The following is a 6,702-nucleotide window of genomic DNA, read 5'->3' on the forward strand; positions in this document are numbered from 1 at the left end:
GCCCGTCCCCGACGCGACGTCACAGTTCGGGACGAAGTTCCGGCCCAATCACCCGCTCGACGATTCGCTCTACCTGCTCACCACCGGCGGCGGAACGCTGAGGCCCGGCCGCACGTCCACCCGGAGGCTCCGTCGGCGGAGGCTCCGCCGGCCTCAGCGGCGGGCGCCGCCCGGTCGGCCTCGGCCCGCGCCGGAGGCACGGTGGGCGATGCGCGGCGCCCGTACCACCGGGGAGGTGCCAACCCCGGGGCGGAAGTCCCGTGCCGCGCTGGCGACCATCTCGTCGGGATCGCGGCCGAGCGCCTGCCGGATGTGCGGCGGGACCAACTCGGACGTCGCCATCGCCATCCGCACCTGTACCGAGCGGTCGTCGACCAGGCGTCGCAGATCCGCCTCGTCCAGTTCGAGCGCGAGCACCAGCGCGACACGAACGTCCGCCACGGGATCCTGGGCAAGTGCGCTGCGCTGGGCAGTGGTGATCCGCGGGTTGCGGGCGAGACCCTTACGTACGCGTACGGTGCGATCGGTGATCAGGGCGGCGATCACGTCGGGGTCGTGGGTGTGGGTGGCGAGTCGTTCCCGTACCTCGGGCGAGACGTCGTTGACCAACCGTGCGGCCAGCTCGGGCTCCAGGTCGCGCATCTCCGCGAGGAGACCGCGAAGCTCCTTGTCGGCGGCCTCCGCCATCACCCGGCGAACCGACTCGTCGCAGGCCGGGTTGCCGGCTACCGCCCAGCGGACCCACCGGTCGGCGTCCTTGACGAGGAGCAGGAGATTGCCGATCGAGGTCGAGGGGTTTCTCGCCACGGCCTCCCGGACGTCACGATCACGGTCCCGAGTCAGCGGTCGCAGTGCCTGCGCGGGCGCGTCGGCGCGGGTTGCGACCGCCTTGCGAACCAGGGCCGACGGGTCGGACGCCAGGTCGATGAGGGTCATCTGCGGCGTCGTGGGGTCCTGCGCAAGGGCGAGCCGCGCATCGGCGCTGCCACCCGTCGCACGGTCCGCGGCGGCACCTGACCCGCTGTGATGGTCGGGCCCGCCGACGTCCTGCTGTTTCCCCATGGGTGCCATCATGTCACGGGCCGTTCGGGGGAACCGCGAGCCCTGACCAGCGCTTTACGGCCTGTTGGGTGATCTGACCCCACGAGACGTCGTCTCGACCGTCACCTTCGCGGACTTGTCGTCAGCGGGAGCGTGACGTTGTCGGCGCCGTCAGTCCGCACGGGTGGTGGCGTGTGGCACGCCGTCGGCGGCTCAACGACCTCGAAATCGGTGCAGAGCGGGCCGAACCAGACAGCGATCTGCTGATCGCCCTGACCTGGACGGGTGGTCGCCTCTCCCGGGACGAAAGGCGTCGGGACAGCCCCTCACGGAGGTCGGCGGTCGCACCCGCCTCGTTCGCGGGCTTGTGGTCAGGTCGCGGAGGACAACGACGGACGCCGCCGCCTCCAACTGGGGGCGGCGGCGTCCGGATGGCTTCGTCACTCAGAAGACGAAACTGAAAGCGTTCCAGCCAGTGCGGCCGATCAGGATGTTCGAGGTCGGATCGATCCAACTGCCCTTGCCGTTGCCGCGGTGCAGACGCAGCTCGCCGGCGGAGTTGCGGACGATCACGTCGGCGCGGCCGTCGCTGTTGAAGTCGCCGGGGGAGAAAATCATCGTGTACTGGTTCCAGCCGGTGCCGACAGTCTCGGGTGAACTGCCGTTCAGCCAGTGACCCACGCCATCGCCGCGATAGAGCTTCAGCTCGCCGGACGTGTTGCGAGCGATCACGTCGGCGAAACCGTCACCGTTGAAATCGCCGGGCGAGAAGATCGCGGTGAACTGGTTCCAACCGCTGGTGCCGATCGTGTCGGGTGACGTGCCGTTCAGCCAGCCGGTTCCACCATTGCCACGGTAGAGCTTCAGCTGGCCGGCAGTGTTGCGAACGATCACGTCGGCGAAACCGTCACCGTTGAAATCGCCAGGCGAGAAGATCGCGGTGAACGCCTGCCAGCCGCTGCTACCGATCTTGTCTGGTGCCGTGCCGTTGAGCCAGCGGCCTTTGCCGTTGCCCCGGTAGAGGAATAGCTCGCCGGCCTTGCTCCGGGCGATCACGTCGTTGAAGCCGTCGCCGTTGAAGTCGCCGGGCGAGAAGACGGCGGTCCACTTTGCCCACCCGGTGCCGATGTTCGTCCGGCCGTCCTCCAGCGTGCCGTCGCCCTTGCCCTTGTAGAGCCAGAGGATGCCGGTGCTGGAGTCGGCCGCGACGAGGTCCGGCTTCTTGTCCCCGTCGAAGTCCCACGTGCGCTTCTGCCGGAACGCGACGTCCAGCGCTCGCGCCTCCTCCTGTCCCTTGAGCAGGAAGGTCTGCGTCGCCACCAGGGTGTTGTCGGCCAGCGCCTTCCCGGCCGCAGCCAGCAGGTTCGGTGAGTATCCGTCGGCTCTGGCGTCATCACGGATCTTGGTGATCTGCGCGAGGTAGCCGGCCAACTCCTTGGCCGCGGCGGCGTCCTCGTCCCGCTTGTTGGCCGCCGTACCGCCGGTGAAGACGAAGTCCCTCAGCGCCTGGTCGAGCTGCTCGTCGGGGGCGTTCAACGCGATCTGTGACGCCAGCTTCACCTCGACACCCTTGGCGTTGTTGTGCACGTAGAGCACGAACTGCCGATTGGGCGCGGCGACCAGTTCGTCGGTCACCGGCAGCAGGAGCAGCTGCAGCAGGGACTTCTTGGCGGTTGCGAGCTGCTCTGCGGCGAGCCGGGCGGCCAGCTCCGCGTCCGCCTGCGCAATCGCGTCGGCGACGTCCCGGGCATGCGCGGCGGCGGCGTCGACGGTCAGGAACGCCGTCCAGTCGTCCTGGTCGGTGCCGTCGGCGATCGCGCTGCGGGCCGCGGTCCAGACATGACTGCCGTGGTGACCCGCTGCCAGACGCTGAAGATGAAGTCGCGATCGCTCTTCTCGATCAGGGCGGTGTCGGACGGATCGAGGCCCACTGTCACCGCCACCGATCTGCGCAGCGCCTTCGCCCGCTCCGCGCTGATCTCCGCCTGCGCGTCGTCGGCCGAGGCCGCGAAGATTCCGGTCGTGATGAAGGTGTACGCCGCGTTCGGGTCCTCCGACTCGTACGTCCGGAGCGCCCCGGCCTTGACGAAGCTGCCGTCGAGCGCCTGCCGCCAGATCGAGAACACGAACTCCTGGTCGTTGAGGACAAGCATCTCCATTCCCGGGTTGATGCCAAGCACCCGGGCCGCCGCGACCTTGTCCTCGTCGGTCGCCAGGTTGGTGGGGTCGGCCACGAGCGAGTTGCTCGGTGCGGCGGCGGTCGTCGTGGACGGGACCGCGGCCCATCCGGGTTGACCGGTGGCGGTGGTCACCATTATCGCGGTCGTCAGGACTGCGATCAGGACGGCAAGATCTGCTTTTCTCAATGACACCACAGTGTCCCCCCGAATATGATCTTCTCTGCGAGTGAACGCACGATGAGAGCCGATTCGCCCCACCGTGACGACATCCCCGTGGCCGACAACACCAGTGTGCAGCCGTGAGCAATATAGACGGTCAACGACGCCACCATTGCCCCGCTCTTCAGCGCCGCAAAAAGCCGTCGGTAGGCGGGGCAACACATCTACCGGATACCTGCTAAGACTGTTGACGCGGAGATTCATCGATGGACTCCGCAGTCACGACACGGGGGAATTCATGCCGGGCTTCACCCTTCACCCATTTACGCTGCTCACAGCCTCTACCGTGTTCATGATCCTGCCGGTCACGGTGCAGCCTGCGATCACCACTCCGATCAACGCCGCGCTGCACGCTGTGGCGGGGCCCTCGGATGCGACAGACCGCTATCGCGCGCTCGTGCGTCGGCTTGCCGACAATGACCCGCGGTGGGAAGTGCAGACGGCGGCGTGGTCGGCCTTGATCAGTGACGTGCCGACCGCGGTCACGGATTTCCTGAGCCCGGGTGGTGGCTATGAGAAGGCTCGGGCACGGGCGTCGCAGAACGCGTCGCGCAACGCTCTGGTCATCTCACGGACGATCTCGACGACGACGGCGACGACCTCTCCGATTGTGCATCTGACCGCGATCCGCGCGTCCTACGGCACGTTGGCGGAGAAGGACCGTTACGTGCGCACCGGGCTCAAGGAGGCCCAGGACCTGGACGCGAAGCACTCGCCAGTGGAGCAGGCCAGGCAGCAGGCGCAGCAGGACCGCGACTATGTCGCCGACATCGCGCTGCACGGGTCGGGAGCATGGGTGAGGGCGGCAGCCCAGCGCGCGATCCAGAAGAGCACGGACAACGACATCCAGGAGTTCTTCAAGTACTCATGGGCCAGCGCAGCCGGCTGTGATCTGCAGGCGTTCCGGATGAACCTGGTGGAGCAGGACCTGGCCTACCGGCACCGGCTCGCTCAGCTGATCGTCCTCGCTCAGCAGGCGCAGCACGCCTACGAGCAGGCGTCGGAGGCCGCCAAGGCCAAGGCGGCCGCCGAGGCGAGGTTGGCGTGGAGCACCGCGGCTGACACGGCGGCGGCGACGCAGGCGTCCTGGCTGGCCAATCAGCAGTTGGCAGCGGCCCAGGCCCAGTCGTGGCAGCAGGTGCACGACTTCGCGGTCACCGCGAGCACGCAGCAGGACTGGCCGACGATCGCGGACAACGCGGCCGGCACCAGCGGGTCGTGGTCCGACGAGGTCGCCTGGGCGCAGAGCCAGGCCGCCGAGTGGACCGCCGTGTACGAGTCGGCCAAGGCCAGCGCCGATGCCCTCCCTGGCGCGAACCCGACTGTCTCGCCCAGCCCTACCGCGTGACCTTTCTGTCTCGATAGCCGCATGACCACACACGGGGGAACAATGACGCGCGCACGTTTCGCCGCGGCGATCGCGGGCCTGCTGGTAGTCGTCCTGCTGCCGCAGACCGCCAACGCTGCGGTCCCGGTCGCACCGAAGGCCGCGCCAGCGGCGAAGTCGCTCACCTTGCAGAGCTGGATCGCCCGGCAGCAGGCGGCCGAGGCCGAGCGGGAGCGGCAGCTGGCGGCCGGTGGGCCGATCGACGACACCGAGCTCAACCGGATGCTGATCCAGGACCTCGCCGACTACGACGAGGATGCCGAGGTGCGCAAGGCCGCCGCCGCCGTGCTGCTGACCAACGATCCCGACGAGTTTGTCGCATTCCTCAACGATGCGCTGCCGATCTACCGAGCCGCCGCGACCGAGCGGAGGAAACGGGTCGCGGAAGCCAACCGGTCGTCCGTACAGGAGTGGGCCGAGACGGGCGGCCCGATCGTCCGGCAGCGTGCGGCTGCCGCGCTGGCCACGAATGACGACATCAGGATCTCCGACTTCGTCGCGATCGGGCATGCCGCCGCGGTGGCGGCGGACAGACAGGATGAGATCAACGCGGCCGAGCAGGCCAAGACGATCAAGGCGCGGGTCGAGCAGCTCGTCGGCTCCGGCGGTTACGAGGTGCGGTCTGCCGGCCAGGCCGCACTGGACACCGAGGACCCGGTGACCATCGCGGCCTTCTACGACAACGGCTTCGCCGAGGCCGCCGCACGGGACACGGCGGCGCAGCAGCAGATCGAGGCGGCGCTCACCGCCCGCACCAAGGCCGTCAACGACCTGGCTGACCTGGCGAGCCGGGCGCCCAGGCGGCGATCGCCCGTACCACCATCATCACCGAGACCGTGACCGCGACCCAGTCGCTGACCATCGCCGCCAATTCAATGGGCCTGGTCAACAAGTACGCCAAGCAGGCCGACGCCATCTATGCGGGCGACCTGCCGATCCGCAGAGCCGGCGGTGCCACCCACACCGCCGACCTGACCAGACTGCGTGCCGACGCGTGCGCCGAGTCGGCCACCACGACCCGTAACGCCGAACAGGTGATCGCGCACGCCGGGGTCGCCGGGACGGCCGCCGAAACACTGGTCAGGACCGGGCTCACGCACGGGGTCGGATGGGCCGAGGTGCTGGGCGCGCAGAGCGATGCGGCGTTGGCGGCGAAACACGCAGCCGAGACCGCGTGCAGCGCAGCCGAGACGACCGAGGCTGCGGCCAAGGCGCTGGACGCCGACCGCAACGCCACCGTGGAGGCGAACAACGCGGTCAAGTACCGGCAGGCCGCCGAACGTGAGGCTGCCGCCGCGACCAAGCTCGCCGACCAGGCCGAGAAGCTCGCCGCCGCCGCGCGGGCCGCCGAGGCGACGCGCACAGGCAGCGGCTGCGCGCCGAGCAGGACGCCCGCGACGCGTGGGCACGGGCGGCCGACGCGCAAACCCACTACCTGCGGGCCAAGGCTCAGCGGGACATCGCCCGGCAGCAGACCAGCGTCGCCCTCGCCCAGCACGCGGCCGCCTACGACGCGGCGCGGCGGGCCGTCGAGCAGCAGAACGTCGCGGCCGGCAAGGGCGCCGCCGCCAAGGCCGCAGCCGATGAGGTCACCAATTCGATCGCGCGCTTCGACGGGCTGGTCAACGAGTCGAAGGCGGCGTCGGTTCGCGCCCAGAAGGCGTTCGAGGAGCGCAACGCCAAGGAGTTGAGCTACGCGGCGTACGCGCAGGAGGCGATTGCGAAGAAGGGCACCGCCGAGGGCGACCACGCGGCGCGGCAGGCCGCGATCATCGAGGCGCAGCTGCCCGCTGCCCGTGCCGCGGCCGACAACGCACAGGCCGCGGCGAACACCGCCGCCGGGGCCGCGGACGCGGCCGGTACCGCCGCGCAGAG

General features: G+C 69.4%; 7 protein-coding genes. 4 read left to right on the forward strand and 3 right to left on the reverse strand.

Annotated elements, in window-relative coordinates:
* Positions 1 to 153: 153 nt before the first annotated feature.
* The 3 genes from JNW91_RS02055 to JNW91_RS02065 form a co-directional block, all read right to left on the reverse strand.
* Positions 154 to 936 carry a hypothetical protein gene (locus JNW91_RS02055; RefSeq protein ID WP_203173246.1) on the reverse strand — a complete coding sequence of 261 codons (783 nt, stop codon included), beginning with the start codon at positions 934 to 936 and terminating at the stop codon, positions 154 to 156.
* A 549-nt stretch (positions 937 to 1,485) separates the two neighbouring features.
* The gene (locus JNW91_RS02060) at positions 1,486 to 2,676 is read right to left on the reverse strand and encodes an FG-GAP repeat domain-containing protein (protein ID WP_203173247.1); all 1,191 of its coding nucleotides are present in this window, start codon (positions 2,674 to 2,676) and stop codon (positions 1,486 to 1,488) included.
* Between the two features lie 137 nt (positions 2,677 to 2,813).
* Positions 2,814 to 3,356 carry a hypothetical protein gene (locus JNW91_RS02065; RefSeq protein ID WP_203173248.1) on the reverse strand — a complete coding sequence of 181 codons (543 nt, stop codon included), beginning with the start codon at positions 3,354 to 3,356 and terminating at the stop codon, positions 2,814 to 2,816.
* Positions 3,357 to 3,732: 376 nt separating this feature from the next.
* Between JNW91_RS02065 and JNW91_RS02070 the strand changes: the two genes are divergently transcribed.
* The 4 genes from JNW91_RS02070 to JNW91_RS31655 form a co-directional block, all read left to right on the forward strand.
* The gene (locus tag JNW91_RS02070; RefSeq protein ID WP_238424127.1) at positions 3,733 to 4,788 is read left to right on the forward strand and encodes an ALF repeat-containing protein; all 1,056 of its coding nucleotides are present in this window, start codon (positions 3,733 to 3,735) and stop codon (positions 4,786 to 4,788) included.
* 42 nt (positions 4,789 to 4,830) lie between these two features.
* Positions 4,831 to 5,667, forward strand: coding sequence for a hypothetical protein (locus tag JNW91_RS31645; RefSeq protein WP_238424128.1), 837 nt, complete (start codon positions 4,831 to 4,833; stop codon positions 5,665 to 5,667).
* Positions 5,664 to 6,518 carry a hypothetical protein gene (locus tag JNW91_RS31650; protein ID WP_305070392.1) on the forward strand — a complete coding sequence of 285 codons (855 nt, stop codon included), beginning with the start codon at positions 5,664 to 5,666 and terminating at the stop codon, positions 6,516 to 6,518. Before JNW91_RS31645 ends, JNW91_RS31650 begins: the two co-directional genes overlap by 4 nt.
* The coding region (locus JNW91_RS31655) for a hypothetical protein (protein WP_238424129.1) at positions 6,515 to 6,702 on the forward strand (188 nt) is incomplete at its 3' end. The genes JNW91_RS31650 and JNW91_RS31655, both read left to right, overlap by 4 nt.

This window comes from Micromonospora parastrephiae (assembly GCF_016802865.1).
Lineage (GTDB): Bacteria > Actinomycetota > Actinomycetes > Mycobacteriales > Micromonosporaceae > Micromonospora > Micromonospora parastrephiae.